General features: G+C 71.5%; 21 protein-coding genes and 1 pseudogene. 14 read left to right on the top strand and 8 right to left on the bottom strand.

Translation table 11 applies throughout. The features are described from left to right. The first annotated feature begins 128 nt into the window (after positions 1-128). On the top strand, positions 129-803 hold the full coding sequence (locus VFX14_09060) for a hypothetical protein (GenBank protein ID HEU5189826.1): 675 nt from the start codon (positions 129-131) through the stop codon (positions 801-803). Between the two features lie 3 nt (positions 804-806). On the opposite strand, the gene VFX14_09065 is transcribed toward VFX14_09060, so the two are convergent. From VFX14_09065 to VFX14_09085, 5 genes are all read right to left on the bottom strand, one after another. Continuing rightward, on the bottom strand, positions 807-1118 hold the full coding sequence (locus VFX14_09065; GenBank protein HEU5189827.1) for a BON domain-containing protein: 312 nt from the start codon (positions 1116-1118) through the stop codon (positions 807-809). 5 nt (positions 1119-1123) lie between these two features. Then, the gene (locus VFX14_09070; protein HEU5189828.1) at positions 1124-4126 is read right to left on the bottom strand and encodes a DUF748 domain-containing protein; all 3003 of its coding nucleotides are present in this window, start codon (positions 4124-4126) and stop codon (positions 1124-1126) included. Positions 4127-4451: 325 nt separating this feature from the next. Continuing rightward, on the bottom strand, positions 4452-4631 hold the full coding sequence (locus tag VFX14_09075) for a CPXCG motif-containing cysteine-rich protein (protein HEU5189829.1): 180 nt from the start codon (positions 4629-4631) through the stop codon (positions 4452-4454). Positions 4632-4644: 13 nt separating this feature from the next. Continuing rightward, entirely contained in the window at positions 4645-5364 is a 720-nt protein-coding gene (locus tag VFX14_09080) for an ABC transporter ATP-binding protein (GenBank protein HEU5189830.1), read from the bottom strand. Continuing rightward, entirely contained in the window at positions 5361-6107 is a 747-nt protein-coding gene (locus tag VFX14_09085; GenBank protein HEU5189831.1) for an ABC transporter ATP-binding protein, read from the bottom strand. The genes VFX14_09080 and VFX14_09085 overlap by 4 nt, the downstream gene beginning before the upstream one ends. Positions 6108-6178: 71 nt before the next feature. Here VFX14_09085 and VFX14_09090 point away from each other — a divergent pair, with 71 nt between their 5' ends. From VFX14_09090 to VFX14_09120, 7 genes are all read left to right on the top strand, one after another. Continuing rightward, positions 6179-7039 carry a xanthine dehydrogenase family protein subunit M gene (locus tag VFX14_09090; GenBank protein ID HEU5189832.1) on the top strand — a complete coding sequence of 287 codons (861 nt, stop codon included), beginning with the start codon at positions 6179-6181 and terminating at the stop codon, positions 7037-7039. Positions 7040-7043: 4 nt separating this feature from the next. Next, on the top strand, positions 7044-7538 hold the full coding sequence (locus VFX14_09095; GenBank protein HEU5189833.1) for a (2Fe-2S)-binding protein: 495 nt from the start codon (positions 7044-7046) through the stop codon (positions 7536-7538). Continuing rightward, positions 7531-9909, top strand: coding sequence for a xanthine dehydrogenase family protein molybdopterin-binding subunit (locus tag VFX14_09100; protein ID HEU5189834.1), 2379 nt, complete (start codon positions 7531-7533; stop codon positions 9907-9909). The genes VFX14_09095 and VFX14_09100 overlap by 8 nt, the downstream gene beginning before the upstream one ends. Before the next feature lie 37 nt (positions 9910-9946). Continuing rightward, entirely contained in the window at positions 9947-11110 is a 1164-nt protein-coding gene (locus tag VFX14_09105) for a YjgN family protein (protein HEU5189835.1), read from the top strand. A gap of 16 nt (positions 11111-11126) precedes the next feature. Continuing rightward, the gene (locus tag VFX14_09110; GenBank protein HEU5189836.1) at positions 11127-12242 is read left to right on the top strand and encodes a M48 family metallopeptidase; all 1116 of its coding nucleotides are present in this window, start codon (positions 11127-11129) and stop codon (positions 12240-12242) included. Positions 12243-12465: 223 nt separating this feature from the next. Beyond that, positions 12466-12876, top strand: coding sequence for a polymer-forming cytoskeletal protein (locus tag VFX14_09115; GenBank protein HEU5189837.1), 411 nt, complete (start codon positions 12466-12468; stop codon positions 12874-12876). Beyond that, entirely contained in the window at positions 12873-13820 is a 948-nt protein-coding gene (locus VFX14_09120) for a M23 family metallopeptidase (GenBank protein ID HEU5189838.1), read from the top strand. Before VFX14_09115 ends, VFX14_09120 begins: the two co-directional genes overlap by 4 nt. On the opposite strand, the gene VFX14_09125 is transcribed toward VFX14_09120, so the two are convergent. From VFX14_09125 to VFX14_09135, 3 genes are read right to left on the bottom strand one after another with little or no spacing between them, the layout of a single operon-like run. Further along, the gene (locus VFX14_09125) at positions 13817-15658 is read right to left on the bottom strand and encodes an ABC-F family ATP-binding cassette domain-containing protein (GenBank protein HEU5189839.1); all 1842 of its coding nucleotides are present in this window, start codon (positions 15656-15658) and stop codon (positions 13817-13819) included. The two genes, VFX14_09120 and VFX14_09125, sit on opposite strands and share 4 nt — an antisense overlap. Next, positions 15655-15927, bottom strand: a complete 273-nt coding sequence (locus VFX14_09130; protein ID HEU5189840.1) for a GIY-YIG nuclease family protein — start codon at positions 15925-15927, stop codon at positions 15655-15657. The genes VFX14_09125 and VFX14_09130 overlap by 4 nt, the downstream gene beginning before the upstream one ends. Positions 15928-15939: 12 nt before the next feature. Then, positions 15940-17571 carry a long-chain fatty acid--CoA ligase gene (locus VFX14_09135; protein HEU5189841.1) on the bottom strand — a complete coding sequence of 544 codons (1632 nt, stop codon included), beginning with the start codon at positions 17569-17571 and terminating at the stop codon, positions 15940-15942. A 109-nt stretch (positions 17572-17680) separates the two neighbouring features. On the opposite strand from VFX14_09135, the pseudogene VFX14_09140 reads away from it, so the two are divergent. The 6 genes and pseudogenes from VFX14_09140 (at position 17681) to VFX14_09165 (ending at position 22507) form a co-directional block, all read left to right on the top strand. After that, positions 17681-17883: pseudogene (locus VFX14_09140) on the top strand (hypothetical protein). Between the two features lie 69 nt (positions 17884-17952). Continuing rightward, a complete protein-coding gene (locus tag VFX14_09145; protein ID HEU5189842.1) occupies positions 17953-18153 on the top strand; it encodes a DUF5680 domain-containing protein in 201 nt (66 codons plus the stop codon). Between the two features lie 50 nt (positions 18154-18203). Further along, positions 18204-20264 carry a bifunctional rhamnulose-1-phosphate aldolase/short-chain dehydrogenase gene (gene rhaD, locus VFX14_09150; protein ID HEU5189843.1) on the top strand — a complete coding sequence of 687 codons (2061 nt, stop codon included), beginning with the start codon at positions 18204-18206 and terminating at the stop codon, positions 20262-20264. Between the two features lie 37 nt (positions 20265-20301). Then, a complete protein-coding gene (locus VFX14_09155; GenBank protein HEU5189844.1) occupies positions 20302-21222 on the top strand; it encodes a TIGR03619 family F420-dependent LLM class oxidoreductase in 921 nt (306 codons plus the stop codon). A gap of 36 nt (positions 21223-21258) precedes the next feature. Continuing rightward, entirely contained in the window at positions 21259-21933 is a 675-nt protein-coding gene (locus VFX14_09160) for an FAD-dependent oxidoreductase (protein HEU5189845.1), read from the top strand. A 160-nt stretch (positions 21934-22093) separates the two neighbouring features. Beyond that, positions 22094-22507, top strand: a complete 414-nt coding sequence (locus VFX14_09165; protein HEU5189846.1) for a hypothetical protein — start codon at positions 22094-22096, stop codon at positions 22505-22507. Positions 22508-22527 lie beyond the last annotated feature (20 nt).

Here is a 22527-nt window from a genome sequence, read left to right on the forward strand (position 1 = left end):
TATCCGCTCGCCTCGCCTGCGGCTGCGGCTCGCCCATCTTCCTCCTCAAGCTCTTCCTGACGCCCACGCTGATCGCCTCGGCGAGCCTCGTGGGGCGGCGCTGGGGGCAGGGAGTGGGCGGGGTGATCGTGGCACTGCCTCTCACCTCGGGGCCCGTGGCCTTCTTCCTCGTGCTCGAGCACGGGCCGGCCTTCGCGGCGGGCGCGGCGCTGGGCTCGATGGCCGGCGCGCTCGCCCAGGGCGTCTTCTGCCTGGCCTACGCGGCGCTCGCCGCCCGCGGCTGGCCGCTCGCCTTCGCCGGCGGCACGGCCGCGTTCGCGCTGGCGGGGCTCGTGCTGCAACGCCTCGCGCTGCGGCTCGGGACCCTCACCATCGTGGTCGCGGTGGGGCTGGTGCTCGCTCTCCTCGCGATGCCGCACGGCGAGGAGACGCGCCGCCCGGGCCCGCCACCGCGATGGGACATTCCCGCGCGGATGATCGTGGCGACGGTGCTCGTGCTCTCGCTCACCGCCGCCGCCACGACCCTGGGGCCTCGCCTCAGCGGTCTCCTCGCGACGTTTCCGGTCTACGCCGGCATTCTCGCGGTATTCGCCCACGCCCAGGACGGCCCCGGCCCCGCGACGCGGGCGCTGCGGGGGCTCCTCGCCGGGCTCTTCAGCTTCGCCGCCTTCTTCGTGGTGATCGCCGCCCTGATCGAGCGGCTCGGTATCGTGCCGGCCTTCGCCGCCGCATTCGTCACCACGCTCGCGCTCCAGGCGCTCGCCCTGGTGGTGATCCACGACCCGCCCACGGTGGCTGCCTAGGCCTCAGCGGGCTGGATCGGCGGTCCCCGGCGCGCGCACCGCGACGCCATTGACCACACGCTGCACGCCGCCCACGCTCGCGGCGACGGTGCCGGCCCGCTCCCTCTCTTCGTCCGACCGGACGTCGCCGGAGAGGTACACGACCGCGCGCCGGCTCACCACGCCCAGCCGGGTGAGGTTCGCATCGGTCTCTGCGACCAGGCGGGCCTTCACCTCGCTCTCGATCCTGGCGTCCGTCCAGGGGCTCATGGTGGCGCAGGCCCCGAGAAGGAGAGCCACAGCGACGATCAGCGAGGCAATGAGGCGGCCGCGCATCGGCGTCACTTCGAGCGCTCCCCGAGACCGAACGGCTCCAGGAGCCGGCGAATGGGGCTCGGCCGCGACGGCGCATCCGGCTCGAGCAGGGTCACGCGCACCTGGCCGGCGACCTCATCCCCATCCGTTGCCGGCTCGGCTCGGAGCCGTCCACCGTCGGCGCCCGCCTTCTCGATGCCCTTCTTGACCGCTTCCACACGCTTGGCGGCCAGCGTGGCAGGCTTCGTGCCGTCGAGCGCGGCGCGATCCGCCGCGGAGACCACGGGGACGAGCGCGAGCCGGACGTCCGGCACCTGCTCGAGGAACGTGGCCAGTCGCGTCACCTGCTCGTGAGCCTCTGGCGCCAGGACGGCGGAGCCCGCCGCGAACGGGACGGGGTTCACATCCACCTGCTGAATCATCGAGTCGCTGCCCGTCCGGACCCGGCCGATCCAGCTGAGCGGTGCCGTGACGGTCTTGACGGCGACGTTGCGCAGCGTGCTCCAGAGCGCGTTCCTCATGTCGAAGTGTGGATCGTTCAACCGGCCGTCCACGGGCAAGGACACCCGGATGTCGCCGTGGCGATCCTTCATCAGGGCGACGATCGTACCGAGAGGCAGGCCGATGCGCGCCTGTGCCTCGTCCGAGCCGGACACGCGGGCCACCTCGAGGCGCCGTATCAGAATCTCGGTCTTGGCGTCGAGCGCGTTGCCGTCGACATGGCAGCTGACGGTGGCGCTCAGGGAGCCGGAGCGTGCCTCCCACGCGACCTGCTGGAGCAGATAGGAGTTCGTCCGCGGCACCGCGAAGTCGTGCAGCTCGGCGCCGAGGTCGAGGCGGAGCGGCCCGCCCAGCGACCCCACGCGGCCGTTGACGACCAGGCGTGCATCGCCTCCCACACGTCCGACCAGCTCGACACGGGCCGGCCGCGCCGCCGGGTCGGTGGAAAGCCCCTCGACCCGGCCGTTCAGTGCGTACGTGTCCAGCGCGAACGGAGGCGCCACGCGCTGATCGACGGTGCGAGCGCCGCCGTTCTCGACGGCTATACGACGAATCGTGAGGCGCAGCGGCTCCTCGTCGGACGACGTCGATACGTCCGACGGCGCGCCGGCGCGGCCGCTCCGGCGCGGGGCGAGCAGCGTCTTGAGCGACAGCTCCCCCTGGCGATCGCGCTCCAGCAGCACCCACGGGCGTTGCAGCGCGGCATCACGGATGGTCACGCGGCGGGGCCAGTCGACGTCGACCCCCTCCGCCCGGGCTCGATCGACGCGGAGAAGGGTGCGCTCGCCGTCACGGACGTCGAGCCCCGCGGCCCCCGCCTCGCCGCGCGCCGTCACCCGTCTCGGCTCGCCCGTTCCCATGGCCACCGCGAGATCGAAGTCGACGCGGCCTCGGATTCGCGCGGGGATGTCCGCATATGCCAGATACGGGCCGACCTCCGTGCCTTGCGCCCGCGCGCGCCCCTCGATGGTGACCGGATCGAGCGCCACGCGTCCGTCGAACCCGAGCTGGCCGCCGCCGGGCGGTTGCCCCTGCACGCGTATTCCGAGCGGACCCTGGAAGGGCCAGGTCACCCCGGTGACACGAGCGGTGAGATCTGCGAGCTCGAGCGCGACAACGGGTTGAACGCTCTGATCGCGCCACGCCACGCGTCCGTCCTGCACGAGGATCTCGCCCACCGCGAGGGCGATCGAGGCCGCGTCACCCTTCCCCTCGCTCTTGCCGGGCGCGCCCGGGGTGGCCGGCGCCCCTGGCAGTACGAGCTGTCCCTCGCGATCCCGTTGGAGCGCGACGCGGGGTCCCGCGACGATCAGCCGTCGTGCGGCGAGGTGGGGCCAGTCCGCCTCGATATCGCGCGCCTCGATCCGGCGCGCCCTCCCGAGCTCCATCGTCCCATCGGCGACGCCGAGCTGGCTCACGGCAACGTACCCCTTGACATGGCGCGGCACCGCCGGAGCCAGCGGCTCGTCGATGTGCAGGTCGGCCTCCGCGAATCCCTCGACGCGCATGGAGCCAGGCACCAGTCTCGCCCACGGGCGGAGATCGACGCGCGCGAGCTGAAGGCGCAGCTGGCTCGCCGCCGGGGGCGGGCTCAGGCTTCCACCCAGACGAAGCGTGCCACCGCCGGGAACGCTGCTGCGAATGTCGAGGCGACCGGGCCGCACCACCGGCCAGGTCACATCGCCCAGGCTCGCCTGAAGCGTCGTCTGCTGGAAGCGGCCGCGGCCGCTCGGGGTGGGATCCTTCACGCTCGCCTCGCCCGCCACCTCGAGGCCGCCGATCTCGAGCTGATCCTCGCGGTACCGGAGGTCTCGGAACTCCGTGGTGAGACGAGGCACCACGACGGAGGGATCTTGCTCGCCGCGTCGCAGCAGCGCCACGTCCTCGATCCGGCTCGTCCCGTTCGCGTGCACGCCCTCCCGTGCGTCCAGGCGGACCCGCACCGTGGAGGTGGCGCGTCCCCGCTCCAGCACGAGCGCCGCGTCGGGCGGAACATAGAGGCGCGCCAGCGAGAGATCGAGATTCGAGGTCTCCACGACCGCCTCGAGGTGAATCGGGTAGAGGCGCACGTCGCGTAGCTCGAGCGAGGCCGGCGCGCCCACGGTCACCGAGCGCGCGATGGCCCGGCCATCGTTGCGACGGGTGGAGAGGTTGTGGCCCTCGATCTCGATCTGCTCCGATGTCCAGGTCCGCGGCTCGGCCAGCGCCCGGTCCTCGAGGGCGGCGCGGCTCGCCGTGACGACGAGGTGATCCACCGTCACGTCCAGGAATCGGCGGCTCGACGAAGGCCCCTCGAAGAGATCCGCGATGTTGAACCCGTCGGCGAGCCGCACGATGCGCACCGCCGAGCCCTCGATCCGCGCTTCGCGGAGCCACAGGTGACCCCGGAGAAGGGCCCAGGGACGGAGGCGGAGCTCGACACGATTGACGTCGACGAAGGGTGAGACGCCGTCCCGGTCCTGCATGCTGAGGCCGCGGACGACGATGCTGGCCCGGAACGGATCGAGCTGGACAGCCTCGACGCGCACGGGCCGATGGGAGATCGCATGGATCCGCGCAATCAAGAGGTGTCGAAACAAGACGGGCGATGCGTAGGCAGCCGCCAGCATCAGCAGTGCCAAGACGACGCCCGTGACGACGAGCCACCGAACAGACCTCGAAGATCGCGCTGGCATCCACCGCATGTGACGGATGTTGACGCATCGGCCGTGCCACTCCCGCAGGACCCGAATCGCGACTCGACGGTGCCTTTCGTGACGAACGGACGACGCACGCGGGAGGCGAACGGGTACGATCTGCCGGGACCTGTCAAAAAGTACCCGGTGGACGGCATCGCCGCCCACCGCCGCGAGGCTAGGCCTCGTATTCCCGGCTGACCTCGACGGCGGTCTCGCCGTCGTCGTCGATCACGAGGGCGATGACGTTCGGCCGGCAGCACACCGCACAGTCCTCGGTGAAGCGCTGCCGCCGTCCGCCGCTGGGATCGACGTCGAGGTGGTTCTCCTCGCCGCAGAAGGCGCAGGTGTAGGTCACGTTCGGCGCCGGGCTACACGCCGAGGAAGCGCTGCTGGATGGCAGGATCGGCGCGGAGCTGATCCGCCGAGCCCTCGAACTGGATGCGCCCCTGGTCCATCACGTAGAGCCGGTGGGAGAGCGCGAGGGCCACCTCGAGGATCTGTTCCACGAGCAGGATGGTGGTGCCCCGGCGATTGATCGCCCGCAGGATCTCCGTGAGGCTCTCCACGATGAGGGGAGACAGACCCTCCGTCGGCTCGTCCACCAGCATGAGGCGCGGGCGGGCGACGAGCCCGCGGGCGATCGCCAGCATCTGCTGCTCGCCGCCGGAGAGGCCCTTGCCCTTCTGGTCGAGGCGCTCGCGCAGGCGCGGGAAGTAGGCGAGCACCTCCTCCATCGCCGCGTCACCCTCGCCGCGGCGGCCGTCCGTGCCCAGCCGGCCCAGGCGCAGGTTCTCCTCGACGGTGAGGTTGGGAAGGATGCGGCGCTCCTCGGGCACGTAGGCGATTCCCGCGCGCGCCACCGCGTGGATGGGGAGCCCGCGCAGTTCCTGGCCCGCGAAGGCGATGCGGCCGAGGCGCGCGGGGACGATGCCCATGATGCTGCGTAGCGTGGTGGTCTTGCCGGCGCCGTTCCGCCCGATAAGCGTCACGACCTCGCCCTCGCCCACGTTCAGCGACACCCCCTGGAGGATGTGGGCCTCGCCGTAAAAGGCGTGCACGTCCTCGAGGGAGAGGAGAGGGGCGCTCATCGGGTCGACCCGAGATAGGTCTGCTGCACGAGCGTGTTGGCTCGGATCTCGGCGGGCGAGCCCTCGGCCAGGACCTGCCCCTGGTGCAGCACGGTGATGCGGTCGGAGATGTTCATGACGACCTTCATCTTGTGCTCGACCAGGATGACGGTGCGGCCGTCGGCGATCTTCCGGATGAGGCGGATGGTCTCGTCGGTCTCCTCCGGGCTCATCCCCGCGGTGGGCTCGTCGAGAAGGAGCAGCGAGGGCTCGGTGGCCAGCGCGATCCCGAGCTCCAGGTGGCGCTTCTCCCCGTGCGAGAGCTGGGCGGCGGTGAGCATGCGCTTCTCCCACAGCGCGACTTCGTGGAGGATGGCCTCCGCCCGCTCCCGCACCCCGTCGAGCGACGAGGCGCGCGCCCAGAAGTTGAACGAGTGGCGGTAGGATTGCACGGCCACCCGGACGTTCTCGAGCACGGAGAGATGGGGGAACACGTTGGTGATCTGGTAGGACTTCGAGACGCCGAGGCGGGACACGCGATGCTGGGGCATCCCGGTGACGTCCTGGCCCTTGAAGCGGATGCGGCCGCTGCTCGGCACCATCTCGCCGGAGATCAGCCGGAAGAAGGTGGTCTTGCCCGCGCCGTTGGGACCGATGATGGCGCGGAGCTCGCCGGGCGCCACCGCGAAGTCCACCGCATTGACGGCGGTGAGGCTGCCGAAGCTGCGGGTGAGCTTGCTCGTCTCGAGAATCAACTCGGCCATGTGGCGGCGGGGCGTAACATAGCAGCCCGTTTTTCCAGGTGTCAAGGTAGACTTCCCGCGGACTTGGCCCGATGAAACCGGCGCCCTTCGCGTATTGCCGTCCCGCCACGCTCGACGAGGCGCTCGAGTCGCTCGCGCGGCTCGGCCCCGAGGCCCGCGTGCTCGCCGGCGGGCAGAGCCTGGTCCCCGCGCTCAACATGCGCCTCGCCCAGCCCTCCGCCCTCGTCGACATCAACCGCGTGCCCGGGCTGGACGGGATCCGCCTGGCGCCCGAGGGCCTCGTGATCGGCGCTCTCGCGCGCCAGGAGGCGGTGCTGCGCTCGCCGCTCGTCGCGCAGCATGCTCAGCTGATCGCCCAGGCCATGCCCCACGTCGCGCACCTCGCGCTGCGGACGCGCGGCACCTTCGGGGGCAGCCTGGCCCTCGGCGATCCCGCCGCCGAGCTGCCGGCCTGCGCGGTGGCGCTGGACGCCATCCTCCGCGTGGCGCGACGGGCCGGCGAGCGCGAGATTCCCGCCGCGCGCTTCTTTCGCGGCATCTACGCGACCGCGCTCGAGCCCGGCGAGATCCTGACCGCCGCGGTGTTTCCGACGCGGGCGGCGGCGTGGCGCTTCCACTTCGACGAGCTGGCGCGGCGCCACGGCGACTACGCCCTCGTCGCCCTCGCCGCCGCCGCGCGTGTCGACGGCGGCGCGATCGCGGAGGCGCGGCTCGTCTTCGCGGGGGTGGGGCTCACGCCGGTGCGGGCGACGCGCGGCGAGGCGGTCCTGGCGGGCCGACACCCGGACGCGGCCACGCTCGCCGAGGCTGGGCGCGCGCTCGATGCCGACCTCGATCCGCCGAGCGACGTGCACGCCAGCGCGGCCCTACGTCGCCACCTCGCCCGGGTGCTGATGGCGCGCGCGCTGGCCGCCCTCGTGACGGGCGCGTAAGGCGATGGACGCCCGCCACGAGGTCGAGATCGCGCTCATCGTCAACGGCGTCGCCGTCCGCCGGCGGGTGGAGGCGCGCAAGAGCCTCGTCGACTTCCTCAGGGAGGACCTCGAGCTGACCGGGTCGCATGTGGGCTGTGAGCACGGTGTCTGCGGCGCCTGCACGCTGCGGGTGGACGGGGCCCTCGCGCGCGGCTGCCTCATGCTGGCTGCGCAGTGCGACGGCAGCCGGGTGGAGACCATCGAGGGCGTGGCCGCCTCCGGCGAGATCGCGGATCTGCAGCGCGCCTTCGCCGAGGCCAACGCGCTCCAGTGCGGCTTCTGCACGCCGGCCATGCTCCTCACCGCGGACGCCCTCCTGCGCGACGATCCCGCCCTCGACGCGGCGTCGGCGCGCCGCGGCCTGTCGGGCAACTACTGCCGCTGCACCGGCTACCACGCCATCGTGGAAGCCGTCCTCACCGCCGCTCGCGTGCGCCGGGAAGCCTCGCATGGCTGACGCGCCCGCGCGCATCCCCGAGGGCGAGAGCTACATCGGCCGCAGCATCGTGCGCCCGCAGGCGGCGCGCCTCCTGGCCGGGCGGGGGCAGTTCACCGACGATCTCCACCTCCCGCGCATGCTCCACGCGGCCTTCCTGCGCTGCCCGCACGCCCACGCCCGCGTGGTGTCCCTGGACGCGCGCGCCGCCGCGTCGCTCGCGGGTGTCGTGCGGGTGATTGCGGGCGACGAGATGGCGAGCGTCTGCGCGGGCTGGGTGGGTACCCTGGCGCACTTCCAGGGCATGAAGTCGGCGCGCCAGCATCCGCTCGCCCGCGGGCGCGCGACCTGGCAGGGGGAACCGGTGGCGGCGGTGGTGGCGGAGAGCCGTGCGCTCGCCGAGGACGGGGTGGCGCGCCTCGCGGTCGAGTGGGCTCCGCTGCCCGCGGTCACCGACGCCGAGAGGGCGCTGGCCCCGGAGACGCCGGTGATCCATCCGGAGCTCGGCGACAACCTCGCGTTCTCCCTCGAGCTCGAGTCCGGCGATCCCGACGGCGCCTTCGCGGGCGCCGATCACGTGTACCGCGACACCTTCTGGATGGGCCGCCACACCGGCGTCACGCTGGAGCCGCGGGCCATCCTCGCCGACTTCGATCCCACCGAGCGCCGGCTCACCGTGTATCACTCGTTCCAGGCGCCGAACATGATGCAGGACATCCTCGCCCGCCATCTCGCGCTGCCCGAGGAGAACGTACGGGTGATCTGCAAGGACGTGGGCGGCTCCTTCGGCATCAAGGTCCACATCTATCCCGACGAGATGGCGACCTGCGCCCTGGCGGTGCTGCTGGGCCGGCCGGTCAAGTTCGTCGCCGACCGCCTCGAGTCGTTCCAGTCGGACATTCACGCGCGGGATCATCGCGTCACCGCCGAGGTGGCGGTGCGGCGCGACGGTACCATCCTCGGCATGCGGGTCGACGATCTCACCGGCATCGGCCCCTACTCGGTGTACCCGCGGACCAGCGCGGTGGAGGGGAACCAGACGGTGAGGCTCACGCCGGGCGTCTACCGCTTCCGCAACTACGCGGCCCGGCTGCGCGTGGTCTTCCAGAACAAGACGCCGATGTGCCAGTACCGCGCGGTGGGTCACCCGGTCGCCTTCGCGGTCATGGAGGGCATGGTGGATCGCGTGGCGCGGGAGCTGGGGCTCGATCCCGTGGAGGTGCGGCGGCGGAACTACGTCACGGCGGAGATGTACCCCTACACGTCGCAGACCGGCTACTTCTTCGAGCGCCTGTCCCACGAGGAGTGCCTCGACCGCCTGCTCGCGCTCGCGAGCTATCGCGCGCTCTGCGCCGAGCGCGACGCCTTGCGCGCCCGCGGCGTCTACCGCGGTCTGGGCCTCTGCGCCTTCATCGAGCTGACCACCCCCGGGCCCGCCTTCTACGGCGTGGGCGGGGCCCGCATCTCCTCACAGGACGGCTGCACGCTGAAGCTCGAGCCCAGCGGCGCGGTGACCTGCACCACCGGCGTCACCGAGCAGGGGCAGGGAACCGACGCCATGCTCGCGCAGGTGGTCGCGACCGCGGTGGGCGTGCCGATCGAGCGCGTGCGCGTGCTCACCGGCGACACCCTCGTGTCGCCATACGGCGGCGGGACGTGGGCCTCGCGGGGCGCCGGGATCGGCGGCGAGGCGGCGCTCCAGTCGGGCAAGGCGCTCAAGGCGAACATCCTCCGCGTCGCCGGCGCCATGCTCCAGTGCGAGCCCGACGACCTGGACCTCCGCCGCGGCAAGGTGGTCGACGCGGCCAGCGGCGAGGTGCGCTTCGATCTCGCCGAGCTGGGGCGGGTCGCCTACTTCCGGCCCGATACCCTGCCCAAGGATTTCCAGGCCGAGCTGACGGTGACCCGGCACTACGTGCCGCGCCACCAGGGCTTCGCCTTCACCAACGGCATCCAGCTCTCGCACGTCGAGGTCGACGTCGCCACCGGCTTCGTGCGGCTGCTGGGCCACTGGGTGGTCGAGGACTGCGGCCGCATCATCAACCCGCGGCTCGTCGACGAGCAGCTCCGCGGCGCCATCGTGCAGGGCATCGGCGCCGCGCTCTTCGAGCACTGCGTGTACGACGACGCCGGCCAGCTCCTCACCGGGACCATGGCCGACTATCTCGTGCCCATGGCCGCCGAGATGCCGGACATCGTGGTGGGGCACGTCGAGACGCCGACCGCGTTCGCCGAGGGCGGGTTCAAGGGCGCGGGAGAAGCGGGCACGGCGGGCGCGCCGGGCGCGGTGCTCAATGCAGTCAACGACGCGCTCGCGCCGCTCGGCGCGCGGGTCACGCGCCAGCCCATCACGCCGGAGGTCGTGCTGCGCGCGCTGGGAACCCTCGCATAACTTGACACGCGCCCGGCGCGGCCCCGATAGTGCGGACATGGCGGGGCCAGCGCCGCAGGGGCCGGGAGGCCAGCCCTCGTTCTTCCGCAAGCCGCCCGAGCCATCCTCCTCCGGATCCGCGCCGCCGGCGCCGTCCGTCGTGACGCCTCCGCCGCCCGCGCCGCCGTCCGGAATCACGCCGCCCCCGCCGCCGCCTCCGGTGATCGTGCCGCCGCCGCCTGCGCCGCGGCCCAGCGAGCCGCCGCCTCCGTTCGCGGGGGGCGAGACGCATCGCTTCGTCTTCCACGGACGGGGCGGGTCGCTGTTCGGCATTCACATCGTCAACGTGCTCCTGACCATCGCCACCCTCGGCGTCTACTATTTCTGGGGCAAGACGCGGGTGCGGAAGTACGTCTGGGGGCAGTCGGAGATCGCGGGCGATCGGTTCGCCTATCACGGCACGGGGCGCGAGCTCTTCCTCGGCTTCCTGAAGGCCATGCTCTTCTTCTTGCTGCCGCTCTACCTCCTGTACCTCCTGCGAGCGTTCGCCCCCTGGGTGGCCCTCAAGGTGGTGGCGACGGTCCTCAGCTCCATCATCGCGACCGTGTTCCTGCCCCTCGCCATCGTGGGCGCGCGCCGCTACCGGCTGAGCCGCAGCTCCTGGCGCGGCATCCGCTTCTCGTTCCGCGGCTCGGCGTGGGAGTTCGTCAAGTTCTTCATCGTCAACACGCTGCTCGTCTCGCTCACGCTGGGCCTCTGGTACCCGGTGCTCGACGTGGGCCGTCACGCCTTCCTCACCCGTCACTCGTGGTTCGGCAACCGCAAGTTCGACTTCGACGGCACGAGCGGAGGACTCTTCGGCCGCTTCGTGCTCAGCCTCGTCCTGACCCCCTTGACGCTGGGGCTCTGCTGGTTCTGGTATCTCGCGCGCAGGCGTCGCTACTTCTGGGAGCACACCACGTTCGGCGCCGCACGCTTCCGTAACACCACGCGCGGCGGTCCCCTTCTATGGCTGATGCTCGGGAATTTCATTCTGCTCATCGTCACGCTGGGGCTCGGCTGGCCGTGGGCCCAGGTGCGGTCGGCGCGCTTCCTGGCGCGCAACCTCTCCCTGGTGGGAGCGCTCGACCTCGACACGATCCAGCAGGACGCGCGCGCTGCCTCGACCACCGGCGAGGGTCTCGCCGGTCTGCTCGACGTCGGCACCCTCGACCTCGGCTAGGTCGAGTCTCCTCGGCATGCGCACGGACTGGACCGGCCACTATCTCGACGGGCGCGCGCCGGTGCGCCGCCCCGCGCGGGTGCACCTCACGCGCACCGGGATCGAGATCGTGCCCGAGGGCGGCGCCACCGCGTTCTGGCCCTACGCCGAGGTGCGGCAGACGCAGGGCTGGCATGTCGGCGAAGAGGTACGGCTCGAGCGGGGGAGCGACCTGCCAGAGTCGATCGTCATCGCCGATTCCGCCTTCCTCGAGGACCTGCGCGAGATCGCCCAGGCGCCGGGGCGGCGCTTCCACGATCCGCGCCGTCGCGGGCGGCGAGTGGCCTACACGGTTGCGGCCGCGGTGGCCATCGTGGCCATCTGCGCCGGCCTCTATCTCTGGGGCATTCCCGCCGCCGCGAGCGTGGTGGCGGCACGGGTGCCCGTCGCGTGGGAGCAGGATCTCGGCCGCTCGGTGATCGACAGCATGGTCCCGAAGGAGAAGGTCTGCCGCGAGCCGGACGGCCAGCGGGCGCTCGAGTCGCTGCTGGCCACCCTGGTCGCCGCCGGGCCGCCGTCACCTTACACGTTCCGCATTCAGGTGGTCGACACGAAGACCGTGAACGCCTTCGCGGCGCCCGGCGGCTACATCGTCGTGCTGCGCGGGCTCATCGACGAGGCGCGCAGCCCCGAGGAGCTCGCGGGGGTGCTCGCCCACGAGATGCAGCACGTGCTGCAGCGTCACTCCACCAAGGCCCTCGTGCAGCATCTCTCGACGGGCCTCCTCATCACCGCGCTCACCGGGGACGTGAGCGGCGCCATGGCCTATGGGCTCGAGAGCGCGCGGGTCCTGGGGCAGCTCCGGTACAGCCGGGCGGCGGAGGCCGAGGCCGACGAGCAGGGCATGAAGCTCGTGATTGCGGCCGGGTTCCATCCCGAGGGCATGATCGAGTTCTTCGAGAGGCTCGAGCGGAAGGGAAAGGACCCTTCGGGCCTGCTCAAGTACCTGTCGAGCCACCCCGGCTCGGCCGACCGGGCCACCCGGTTGCGTCAGCTCGCCGCCGGCGCCCCCCCGGCCAGCCGCCCGGCCCTCGAGCCGTCGGACTGGGCGGCCGTCCGCGCCATCTGCAAGAAAACAGGCAGTTCCGGGTAGCCGGCCCCGGCTCGAATTCCGGCGCGGACCGCTAGAGGGGCCGGCGTCTGTCCCCATCTACGACACCGGGAGTGTCACCGGTGTCAACGTGTGAGGCCGTGACGTCGGGTCCCTGACCTTCTCCCATCACGGGAGAATTGGTAAGTCCTCGTCCTTTTGGAAAAAGTCGTTCGATCCGGACCCGCCCGGACCTTGGTATCCGCCTTGCTGCCTTAGGGCGGCCATGTGGCTCAAAGCTCGACGCCCGAACACGCCGCACCTCCGGGGCAACCTCAACGCCTTCATGGACGAAGGCTCGGAGTTCGAGGGCCACTACAGCTGTAGTGGGACCGTGATGTTCAGCGGCAAGCTCCGCGGCGAGATCGATTCCAGCGACACGCTCATCGTCGGTGAGCGCGGCAGGATCCAGGGGACCGTCCGCGCGGGCTCGGTGATCGTGCACGGGGAGATCGCGGGCAACGTGATCGCGACCGACCGGGTCGAGCTCAAGGCGACCGCGCGCGTCACGGGGGACATCGAGGCGGCGGTCGTGGTGATCGAGGAGGGCGTCTTCCTCGAGGGGCACTGCCGCATGACGCGGCCCCGCCCCGCAATCGAGCCGACGAAGGTGTCGGTGGTGGCGCTTCAGTCATGAACTGGTACGTCGCGCGCAAGAGTCGCGGGCGGCTGTTCCATCACCTGCTGTTCATGCGGGCGGATGGCGGCCGCACTCGCACCCTGCACGTCCCCCGCGTGGCGACCTGCGTGGTGGCGGCGGTCATCTCGGCGGCGACGGGGGCCCTCGGCATGGCCACCGCCGAGTACCTTACGCTCAAGACCCAGGCGATGACGCTGGCCGCCGCGCACCGGGAAGCGGCCGAGCAGCGCGCGCTGGTGGATTCCTTCCAGAAGCGTATCGGCGAGGTCCGCAAGGAGATCGCCACGTGGAAGGAGATCCATGCGCGGATGGCGGAGCCCTTCGGGCCCGACGGCGGCACGCCGCGTCCCGGCGGGGCCCTCGGGACCACCACCTCCGGCATGGGGGGGGGCACCGGCCCGCTGCACACGGATCCGGAGAGCGACAAGCCGCAGGTCTACGAGGAGGTCGAGGCCCTCGCGGCCAGCGTGCTGGAGGAGGGTCCGAAGGTGCGCGCGCTCGAGCGGGTCATCACCTCCGCGGGCAAGGCCATCCAGGCGATGCCGTCGCGCTGGCCGGTGCGCGGCGCGGTGAACTCGGAGTTCGGCCGCCGCAAGTCGCCGTGGGGCGAGGCGATCGAGCACCACAGCGGGCTCGACATCGCCGCGCAGATGGGCACGCCGGTCAAGGCGCCGGCCAGCGCCACCGTGGTGTTCGCGGGGCCGGGCGGTGAGTACGGCAACTGCGTGATCCTCGACCACGGCAACGAGCTCAAGTCCCTCTACGGCCACCTCTCGAAGATTCAGGTGCGCCAGGGACAGCGTGTCGAGCGCGGTACCATCATCGCGCTCACCGGCAACACCGGCCGCAGCAGCGGTCCGCACCTCCACTACGAGGTGCACGTGAAGGGGCAGCCGGTGAATCCGCGCGCCTTCCTCTGGAACACGCCCGACCGCAGCTAGTCCGGCTCGCGCGGCTCGCCGCGCTGCTTCCCCTCGAGCTCCGCCCAGCGCGCATAAAGCGCGTCGACCTGCGCGCGCGCCGCCTCCACCGCGGCGTAGCGCGCGGCGAGGGCGGCGGAGTCCGATGCGACCCCGGGATCCTCCAGCGCGTCGCGGCTCGACGCGAGCGCCGCCTCGGCGGTCTCGATCGCCGCTTCCATCCCCTCCCACTCCCGACGCTCGGTGTAGCTGAGGCGCTTGACCCCCTGCGCCTCACGGGGGGCGGCGGCCCGGGCGGGGCTCGCCGCCGCGCCCGCCGGACGCGCGGCCTCGCGCCGCGCCACCTCCCACTGGGCGGTGTCGGCGAACCACTCCGCGCCGCCCGCGCCGTCGAGAGCAAGGATCGCGGTGGCGGCGCGGTCCAGCAGGAAGCGGTCGTGCGTGACCAGCACGACCGCGCCCGGGAACTCCGCCAGGCTCTCCTCCAGGACCTCGAGGGTCGGGATGTCCAGATCGTTGGTGGGCTCGTCGAGGAGCAGGAGATCGGCGGGCTCCAGCATGAGGCGGGCGAGGTGCACGCGCGCCCGCTCTCCGCCCGAGAGCCGTGACACGGGCAGGGCCAGCTGCTCCGGGCGGAAGAGGAAGCGCTTGGCCCAGGCGGCGACGTGCAGCGCGCGGCCCTGATAGATGACGCTGTCGCTCTCCGGCGCCAGCGCGCGGCGGAGCGGCGCGCTCTCGTCGAGCCCGGCCCGGTGCTGGTCGAAGTGGGCGATGCGCAGGCCCGCGGCGCGCTCGACCTCGCCCGCGTCGGGCGCAAGCGTGCCGTCGAGCAGGCGCAGTACCGTGGTCTTGCCGCTGCCGTTGGGCCCGATCAGGCCCACGCGGGTGCCCGGGCCGAGGACGAGGTCGAGCTCCCGCAGGATGAGCCGCCCGCCGCGCGAGACGGCGAGCCCGCGCGCCACCAGGAGGCGTCGGGTCTGGCGCCCCGACGCCGCGAAGTCGATGTCGGCGCGGGCGCTCGCGGCGCGCCCCCGCGCGGCGGCCAGCTCGTCCATCAGCCGCCCGGCTTCGTTGATCCGCGCCTGCTGCTTGGTCGAGCGCGCCTTGGCGCCCTGTCGGAGCCACTCGATCTCGCGGCGCACGCGATTGGCGAGGGTCTCCTGATAGGCGGCGTCGGCGCGCAGCGCCTCGTCCCGCGCGACGAGGAAGTCGCTGTAGCGCCCCGCCACCTGGAAGAGCCCGGACGGATGCGCGCGGCTCAGCTCGATCATCCGTTCCGCGACGCGCTCGAGGAACCAGCGGTCGTGGCTGACGGTCAGATAGCACGTCGCGCCTTCTCGCAGCGCCTCCTCCAGCCAGAGGATGCCGTCCACGTCCAGGTGGTTGGTGGGCTCATCGAGGAGCAGCACGTCAGGTCGGCGGGCCAGCTCGCGCACGATGGCGAGGCGCTTGCGCCATCCGCCGGAAAGATCGTCCACCCGCGCGCGTGGCTCGGTGAAGGCCGCGCGCGAGAGCGCCATCGACACACGCAGCGCCGCCGCCGCCGGGTCCACCGCCGCCGGGTCGCTGGACTCGCGCACCGAGGCGGCGACCACGTTTTCCACCGACACGCCGGGCACGAAGGTCGGCTCCTGCGGCACGTAGCCCAGGCGGGCCTGGCGTCGAAGCGACCGCGCGCCTGCATCCGGCGTCTCGAGGCCGGCCAGGAGGCGCAGCAGCGTGGTCTTGCCGGAGCCGTTCGGTCCCACGAGGCCGACGCGGTCACCTTCGACCAGCGTCAGCGAGAGATCCTCGAAAAGCGGCGCGGCCCCGTAGGCCTTGGCCACGCCCTGCACGGAGAGCAGCGTCGCCGGGGTCACGCGCGCCGCCGAGGGGACGCAGGGGAGGCGGGGGCGGTGAGGAGCGCGTCCTTCTGCGGCCGCCGCAGGCCCTTGAGCCGCGCCTCCTCGCGCAGCGCCGCGGACCAGGTGCGCACGCGGCGCGACCAAACGAGTCTCACCGGAAGACGAGACCGGGTGTAGCGCGAGGCGCGACCCGCCGCGTGCTGGGCGAGGCGGCGGTCGAGGTCCTTGGCCGAGCCCGCGTAGAGCGAGCCGTCACCGCAGTGGAGGAGATAGACCCAGGGCACCGCGCGGCCGGCTCAGGCCGGCGGCTTCCAGCTCTTGAAGCGCTCGCGAAGCACCTTCTTGTCGAACTTGCCCACGCTGGTCTTGGGCACCGCCTCGATGAACGCGACGTCGTCGGGCAGCCACCACTTCGCCACCCGCGGCGCGAGGTAGTCGAGGATCTCCTCCTTGGTGAGCCGTCCCTTCCACTCGGGCTTGGCGACCACGCAGGCCAGCGGGCGCTCCACCCACTTTTCGTGCGGGACGGAGATGACGGCGGCCTCGAGCACCTTGGGATGCCCCATGATGGTGCTCTCCATGTCCACGCTCGAGATCCACTCGCCGCCGGACTTGATGAGGTCCTTGGTGCGATCCGTGATCTGCACGTACCCGTCGGGGTCGATCGACGCCACGTCGCCGGTGCGGAACCAGCCGTCGTCGGTGAACTGGGCGGCGCCGGCCGGATTGTTGTAGTAGCCGCTGGTCACCCACGGCCCGCGCACCTGGATCTCGCCCACCGCCTTCCCGTCCCAGGGCTGGACGTGCCCCGCGTCGTCCACGATGCGCATGTCCACGCCCGCGACCACCGAGCCCTGCTTGGCGCGAATGGCGTAGCGCTCGTCGTCCGGCAGGCCGTCGGTGTAGGAGCGGGGGCGGCACACCGTTCCGAGCGGGCTCATCTCGGTCATACCCCAGGCGTGGAGCATGTACGCGCCGTACTTCTTGTCGAAGTCCTCGATCAGCGTTCGCGGCGCCGCCGAGCCGCCGATGGGGATGCAGCGGATCGACGAGATGTCCCAGTGCGGCTCCTTCTCGAGAATGGCCTGGATGGCGATCCACACCGTGGGCACCGCGCCCACCAGCGTGACCTTCTCCGCGTGGACGATCTCGATGATGTCGCGCGGCTGCGGGTTGGGGCCGCCGAAGATCTGGGTGGAGCCGTTCATCACGCCGGCGAACGGCACGCACCACGCATTGGCGTGGAACATGGGCACGATGTGCAGGATCACGTCGCGCTCGCAGATGCCCAGCACGTCCACCGTGGACGACGCGAAGCAGTGGAGGAAGATCCCGCGGTGCGTGTAGAGCACGCCCTTGGGATGGCCGGTGGTGCCGGAGGTATAGCACATGCCCGCGGCGTCGGTCTCCTCGAGCTTGGGCCACGACTCGACGGGCGGGGCGTCCGCGAGCAGCGCCTCGTAGTCGAACGTGCCCGTGGGGATCTCCGCCGTCGGCGAGTCCTTCATCACGATGAAGTGCTTCACCGACTTGAGGTCGTTCTTGATCGGCTCCAGGAGGGGCCAGAGGCTCGCGTCCACGATGAGGACCCGGTCCTCGGCATGATTGACGATATAGGTGATGTCCTGCGGCGAGAGGCGGATGTTCACGGTGTGGAGCACCATGCCCATGAGCGGCGCCGCGAAGTACACCTCCATGTGCCGGTGCGAGTTCCACGCGAAGGTGCCGACGCGGTCGCCTCTTTTGAGCCCGAGCCGCTTGAGGGCGGCGGCCAGGCGGCAGACCCGGTCCGCGTAGTCCGCGTAGGTGTAGCGCTGCAGCCCGACCCCCGGCACCCGGGTCGCGAGGGTCTTCCGATGGAAGATCTTCCGCGTCCGCTCGAAGAAGTGCGTGAGCGTCAGCGGGTAATCCATGATGAGGCCCTTCATGTCCAGTGTCCTCCGGGGCGGGCTCCGGCTTTCGCCTTACGGGCGGCATCGTTAGGATAGGTGCCGTGCGTCCCGTCTGTCAAACGCGGTGCCGAGGAGGGTTCCATTCATGCGGGTGAACGTCGCCGAGCTCACGTCGTTCCTCGTCGAGGCCAAGCGCCGCACCTACGCCTCTCGGGGTGACGAGGCCGGGGTGAACCCGCCGCTCGTGCCCGGCTCGCGGCAGCTCGAGTATCGCGATCTCGAGTGGCTCTACCGAGACGTCTACTTCGGTCTGGCTGCTTTCTCGGGCCAGGAGACCGTGTGTCACGAGGACGTGCCGGTCTGGGCGATGGTGTACGCGGGCGCGCTCCTGCCGGACGCGCCCGGCCGCCCCGGGAGGTGTACGCCTTCCTGCGGCGGGCCCTGCTCCTCATCCCGGCCAGCCGGCCCTATCGGGGCCCCGCCGCCTACGAGGAAGGCGAGTTCGTCTACGGCAATCAGTGGGAGGGCGGACCCGAGCGCTTTCGTGGTGTCGAGCGCATCGGGCTGGCGGGCCGGCCCGTGTACGAGCTCGTCTACGCGGGCGGCCTCCTCCGCTGACCGATGGATCGCGTTTACCCCGGGGGCCGATTCGGGTATGGTGAGGCGGCATGAACTCCCGCTGGGATGACGCGACCGCGGCCACGCTCGGGGGCCTCGATCTCCTCGTCTACGCGTCCCGGCTGATCGGCGCCGAGACCTCGCTCGTCGTGTGGGGCGGGGGCAACACGTCCATCAAGCAGACCGAGCGCGACCATCGCGGCCGTGAGTGCCGCGTGCTCCGCGTGAAGGGCTCGGGCTCCGACCTCAAGAGCATCCAAAAGAAGGACTTCCCCGGCGTCCGCATGGACGACATCGAGGCGCTGCTCCCGCGCGAGGACATGGGCGACGCCGAGATGGTCGACTATCTCCGCTTCGCGCTGCAGGATCCCGGCGGCGCGCGGCCGTCGATCGAGACCCTCCTCCACGGCTTCCTGTCCGCGCCGGCGGTCTTTCACACCCACGCCGACGCCGTGGTCTCGCTGACCAACAACGCGAACGCCGCCCGGGTGCTCCAGGAGGTCTACGACGACGAGGTCGTGGCGCTGCCGTACCGGCGGCCCGGCTTCCGCATCTCCAAGGAGGTGGCGGACACCCTCGCGGCCAGGCCCCGCCTCCGCGCCATGCTGCTGCAGAAGCACGGCACCATCTGCTGGGGCGACACGGTGAAGGACGCCTACCTCGCCACCATCGAGCTGATCAGCAGGGCCGAGGAAGCGATCGCCCACCGCGCGAAGGGCCGGGCGCGCTTCGGTGGCGTCGCGCTCACGCCTCCCGCGGCCGACGAGCGTCGGCGCGTGGCCCTGGCGGTGGCGCCGCACCTGCGCGGGCTAGTGGGGAGCGAGCGGCGGCAGATCGTCCACTTTGACGACGCGCCGGACATCCTCGAGTTCGCGTCTTCTCGGGACGCGGCGGCTCTTTGTGAGATCGGCCCCGCGACCCCCGACCACACGATCTACACCAAGCGGCTGCCATGCTTCATTCCCCTCGATCGACCCGGGGACGCCGAGGCGGTGAAGGCCGCGCTCGAGGCGGGGGTGGCGCGCTTCGTCCGGGACTACACCGCCTACTTCGAGGCGCACAACCGCGAGGGCGCGACGCTGGTCGACGCCTACCCGCGCGTGATCGTGGTGGGCGGGCTCGGCATGTTCACGACGGGGAAGGACCGTCGCACCGCGGGCATCGTCGACGACATCTACCACCACACCGTCTCGGTGCAGGGGGCGGCCACGAGCTTTGGGCCCTATGTCTCCCTGTCCGCCCGCGACGCCTTCGACGTGGAGTACTGGCCGCTCGAGCTCTACAAGCTCCAGCAGGCGCCGCCAGAGAAGGAGCTGGCCCGGCGCATCGCGCTCGTGACGGGCGGGGCGGGCGGCATCGGTCGCGCGGTGGCGCTGCGGCTGGCCGCCGAGGGCGCCCACGTGGTGGTGGCCGACGTGGACGGCGCGGGGGCGGGCAAGGTGGCGGACGAGGTGCTGGCCGCCCAGGGCGCCGGCCGCGCCCTCGGGCTCGCCCTGGACGTGACCAGCGAGACCTCGGTGCGGCGTGCCCTCGAGGAGACCGTGCTCGCCTACGGCGGCCTCGACATCGTCGTGTCGAACGCGGGCATCGCCCACTCCGCGCCCGTGGACTCCATGGAGCTGGCCGACTGGGAGCGCTCGTTCGCGGTGAACAGCACCGGCCACTTCCTGATCGCCCGCGAGGCCATGCGCGTGCTCAAGGCCCAGCGGCTGGGCGGAGCGTTCGTCTTCGTCGCCACCAAGAACGTGATGTCGCCGGGCAAGGACTTCTCGGCTTACTCCGCCGCCAAGGCCGCCGAGGCGCAGCTCGCCAAGGTCCTCGCGCTCGAAGGCGGGCCGCACGGCATCCGGTCGAACATCGTGAACCCCGACGCCGTGTTCCGCGACTCCAAGCTCTGGTCGGAGGACGTGCGCCGCGAGCGCGCCCGCGCCCAGGGCATCAGCGTGGACGACCTCGAGGACTTCTATCGCAAGCGCAACATCCTGGCCCGGCCGATCCTGCCCGAGGACGTGGCGGAGGCCGTGCTCTTCCTCGCGTCCGACCGCTCCGCCAAGACCACCGGCTGCAGCATCGCGGTGGACGGCGGCGTGAAGGACGCCTTCCCCCGTTGATTGGCGAGCCGGAGCCGCAGGCGAGGCGAGCGGATACATGATCGGCTTCGGCGCGTTCCTCTCGATGCACCCGCCGCAGGAGCAGTGGGCGCTCGCCCGCCGCGTGGAAGCCCTGGGCTACGAATCGCTCTGGACGGGCGACCACGTGTCCTTCCACGGGCCGATCTACGAGTCGCTGACGCTGCTCGCCTCGTACGCGAGCGTCACGCAGCGGATACGCCTCGGCACCGCGGTCTATCTCCTCGCCCTCCGGCACCCCACCATCGCCGCCAAGATCACCTCGACGCTGGACGCCCTGTCGGAAGGGCGGCTGATCTTCGGGGTCGGCGTGGGTGGCGAGAACCCGAAGGAGTTCGAGGCGTCGGGCATCCCGCACACGGAGCGCGGCGCGCGCGTGACCGAGGGTATCGACGTGGTCCGCGCCCTCTGGCGCGACACGCCCGCCAGCTTCAAGGGGCGCTTCACGTCGTTCGAGGCCTTGAGCCTCGATCCCAAGCCGGTGCAGCGCCCGGGGCCGCCCATCTGGATCGGCGGGCGCTCGGACGCGGCGCTCGCCCGCGCGGGCCGCCAGGGCGACGGCTGGGTGTCCTACGTCGTGCAGCCGGAGCGCTACAAGGCGAGCGTCGAGAAGATCCGCGCCGCGGCGGCCGCGGCCGGGCGCCGGCTCGACGGGTTCGTCGCGGCGCATCTGGCCTTCATCACGGTGGGGAAGGACTACGAGGCGGCCGAGCGCGCGTGGGTGGAGCGGCTGAGCCGGCGCTACGCGCAGGACTTCGGGCCGCTCACGGGGAAGTACGGCATCATCGGCACGCCCGCGCAGTGCCAGGAGACGATGGAGCGATTCGTCGCGGGCGGCTGCGGCTACTTCCTTATGAACCCGATCTGCGATCCCGCGGACGAGGCCGCGCAGCTCGAGACCATCGCCGCCGACATCATGCCGCGCTTCCGCGGCCACTAGCGCGTGGCCCCTCGGCCGCGGGAGTGCCGGGCGGAGGTGGAGGCGGTCCGCGCCCTCAATCCCGACGTCATCGAGGTCGATCTCCGCATGGTCGATCCACCGACCTTCGCCTTCGCGGCGGGCCAGTGGGTGTCGGTGCCGTTCGGCCCCAAGATCGTGCGCGCCTACAGCATGGCCTCGGCGCCGGAAACCGGTGAGCGCTTCACTCTCTCCGTGGACGTGTCGCCAAGTGGGCTCGGCTCCCAGTGGATCCGGGGGCTCAAGCCGCGTGACCCCGTCACGTTCAAGGGGCCCACAGGCGGCTTCGTGCTCGACCGCGCGGACACGCGGCGCCCGGTGTTCATCGCCGAGGAGATCGGCGTGGTGCCGATCCGGTCCATCCTGCTCGACCTCTACGGCGGGGGCTTCGGCGGCGGGGCCGCCCTGATCCAGTGGGCGCGCAACCCGTCATGGCTCCTCTATGAGGCGGATTTCCGGGCCCTCACGCGCGATCACAAAGGCTTCTCCTATCTCCCGGTGCTTCGCGAGCCGTCGCCGGGCTGGCGCGGCGAGCGGGGCGAGTGTCACGAGGCGGTGGATCGCCTCGTGCACAGCGTCGATCGCTCCGTCGTCTATGTGTGCGGCGGCGAGGCCACGATCAAGCTGGTACGGCAGGCGCTCGTCGCCAAGGGGATGGATCGGAAGAGCGTGAAGTGGGAGAAGTTCTGGTGATCGGCCGCGCGGCGCGGGCGCCGCTCGTGCCGCTCATCGTTTTGACCGTCGTCTCCGCTGCGGCGGCCGCCCACACATACCGCAGCGCGGAGTGGGGTTTCGAGTTCAGCTATCCCGATCCACTCGTGGTGGGCCGCTACAAGGATCCGCCACGCCCGAGATGGAAGCGCGGCTGCGCGAGACCGGCCAGGTGTCGCCGTGGGCCCATGCGATCGCGCTGGTGGAGCCCTCGCGCCTGGGCATGCGTCGCACGCTCGACGCCGTTCCGGTCGGCGACGTCGCCTCGATCACGGTGACGCCCTCGCGCGGGCAGAAGGCCGACTTCCTGCGCCGGCATTTCTTTCGCGACCAGTGGAAGACCACGAGCGGCGGCCGCGAGGTGTACCGACTGCCCGGCTATCCCGGCCCCTACGGAGACGCCGCGTTCTACTACCTCATGCCCATCCGTGACGGTGAGGTGGTCGAGCTGTTCGCTCACCGCCGGCACCTCGACGCCGCGCGCACGGAGACCGGCTACGACCGGGTGATCGAGGGTATCATCGCCTCGTTCAGGCTCATTCCCCCCGGCGGCTAGCACCGGCGAGCGAGGACGGT

It is taken from the genome of Candidatus Methylomirabilota bacterium (assembly GCA_035764725.1).
GTDB lineage: Bacteria > Methylomirabilota > Methylomirabilia > Rokubacteriales > CSP1-6 > DASRWT01.

What these genes read in the sequence shown, in the direction of transcription:
- VFX14_09065 (HEU5189827.1), bottom strand. Translation starts at nt 1,118, where the DNA reads ATGCGCGGCCGCCTCATTGCCTCGCTGATCGTCGCTGTGGCTCTCCTT.
- VFX14_09080 (HEU5189830.1), bottom strand. Translation starts at nt 5,364, where the DNA reads ATGAGCGCCCCTCTCCTCTCCCTCGAGGACGTGCACGCCTTTTACGGC.
- VFX14_09085 (HEU5189831.1), bottom strand. Translation starts at nt 6,107, where the DNA reads ATGGCCGAGTTGATTCTCGAGACGAGCAAGCTCACCCGCAGCTTCGGC.
- VFX14_09090 (HEU5189832.1), top strand. Translation starts at nt 6,179, where the DNA reads ATGAAACCGGCGCCCTTCGCGTATTGCCGTCCCGCCACGCTCGACGAG.
- VFX14_09095 (HEU5189833.1), top strand. Translation starts at nt 7,044, where the DNA reads ATGGACGCCCGCCACGAGGTCGAGATCGCGCTCATCGTCAACGGCGTC.
- VFX14_09100 (HEU5189834.1), top strand. Translation starts at nt 7,531, where the DNA reads ATGGCTGACGCGCCCGCGCGCATCCCCGAGGGCGAGAGCTACATCGGC.
- VFX14_09105 (HEU5189835.1), top strand. Translation starts at nt 9,947, where the DNA reads ATGGCGGGGCCAGCGCCGCAGGGGCCGGGAGGCCAGCCCTCGTTCTTC.
- VFX14_09110 (HEU5189836.1), top strand. Translation starts at nt 11,127, where the DNA reads ATGCGCACGGACTGGACCGGCCACTATCTCGACGGGCGCGCGCCGGTG.
- VFX14_09115 (HEU5189837.1), top strand. Translation starts at nt 12,466, where the DNA reads ATGTGGCTCAAAGCTCGACGCCCGAACACGCCGCACCTCCGGGGCAAC.
- VFX14_09120 (HEU5189838.1), top strand. Translation starts at nt 12,873, where the DNA reads ATGAACTGGTACGTCGCGCGCAAGAGTCGCGGGCGGCTGTTCCATCAC.
- VFX14_09135 (HEU5189841.1), bottom strand. Translation starts at nt 17,571, where the DNA reads ATGAAGGGCCTCATCATGGATTACCCGCTGACGCTCACGCACTTCTTC.
- rhaD (HEU5189843.1), top strand. Translation starts at nt 18,204, where the DNA reads ATGAACTCCCGCTGGGATGACGCGACCGCGGCCACGCTCGGGGGCCTC.
- VFX14_09155 (HEU5189844.1), top strand. Translation starts at nt 20,302, where the DNA reads ATGATCGGCTTCGGCGCGTTCCTCTCGATGCACCCGCCGCAGGAGCAG.
- VFX14_09165 (HEU5189846.1), top strand. Translation starts at nt 22,094, where the DNA reads ATGGAAGCGCGGCTGCGCGAGACCGGCCAGGTGTCGCCGTGGGCCCAT.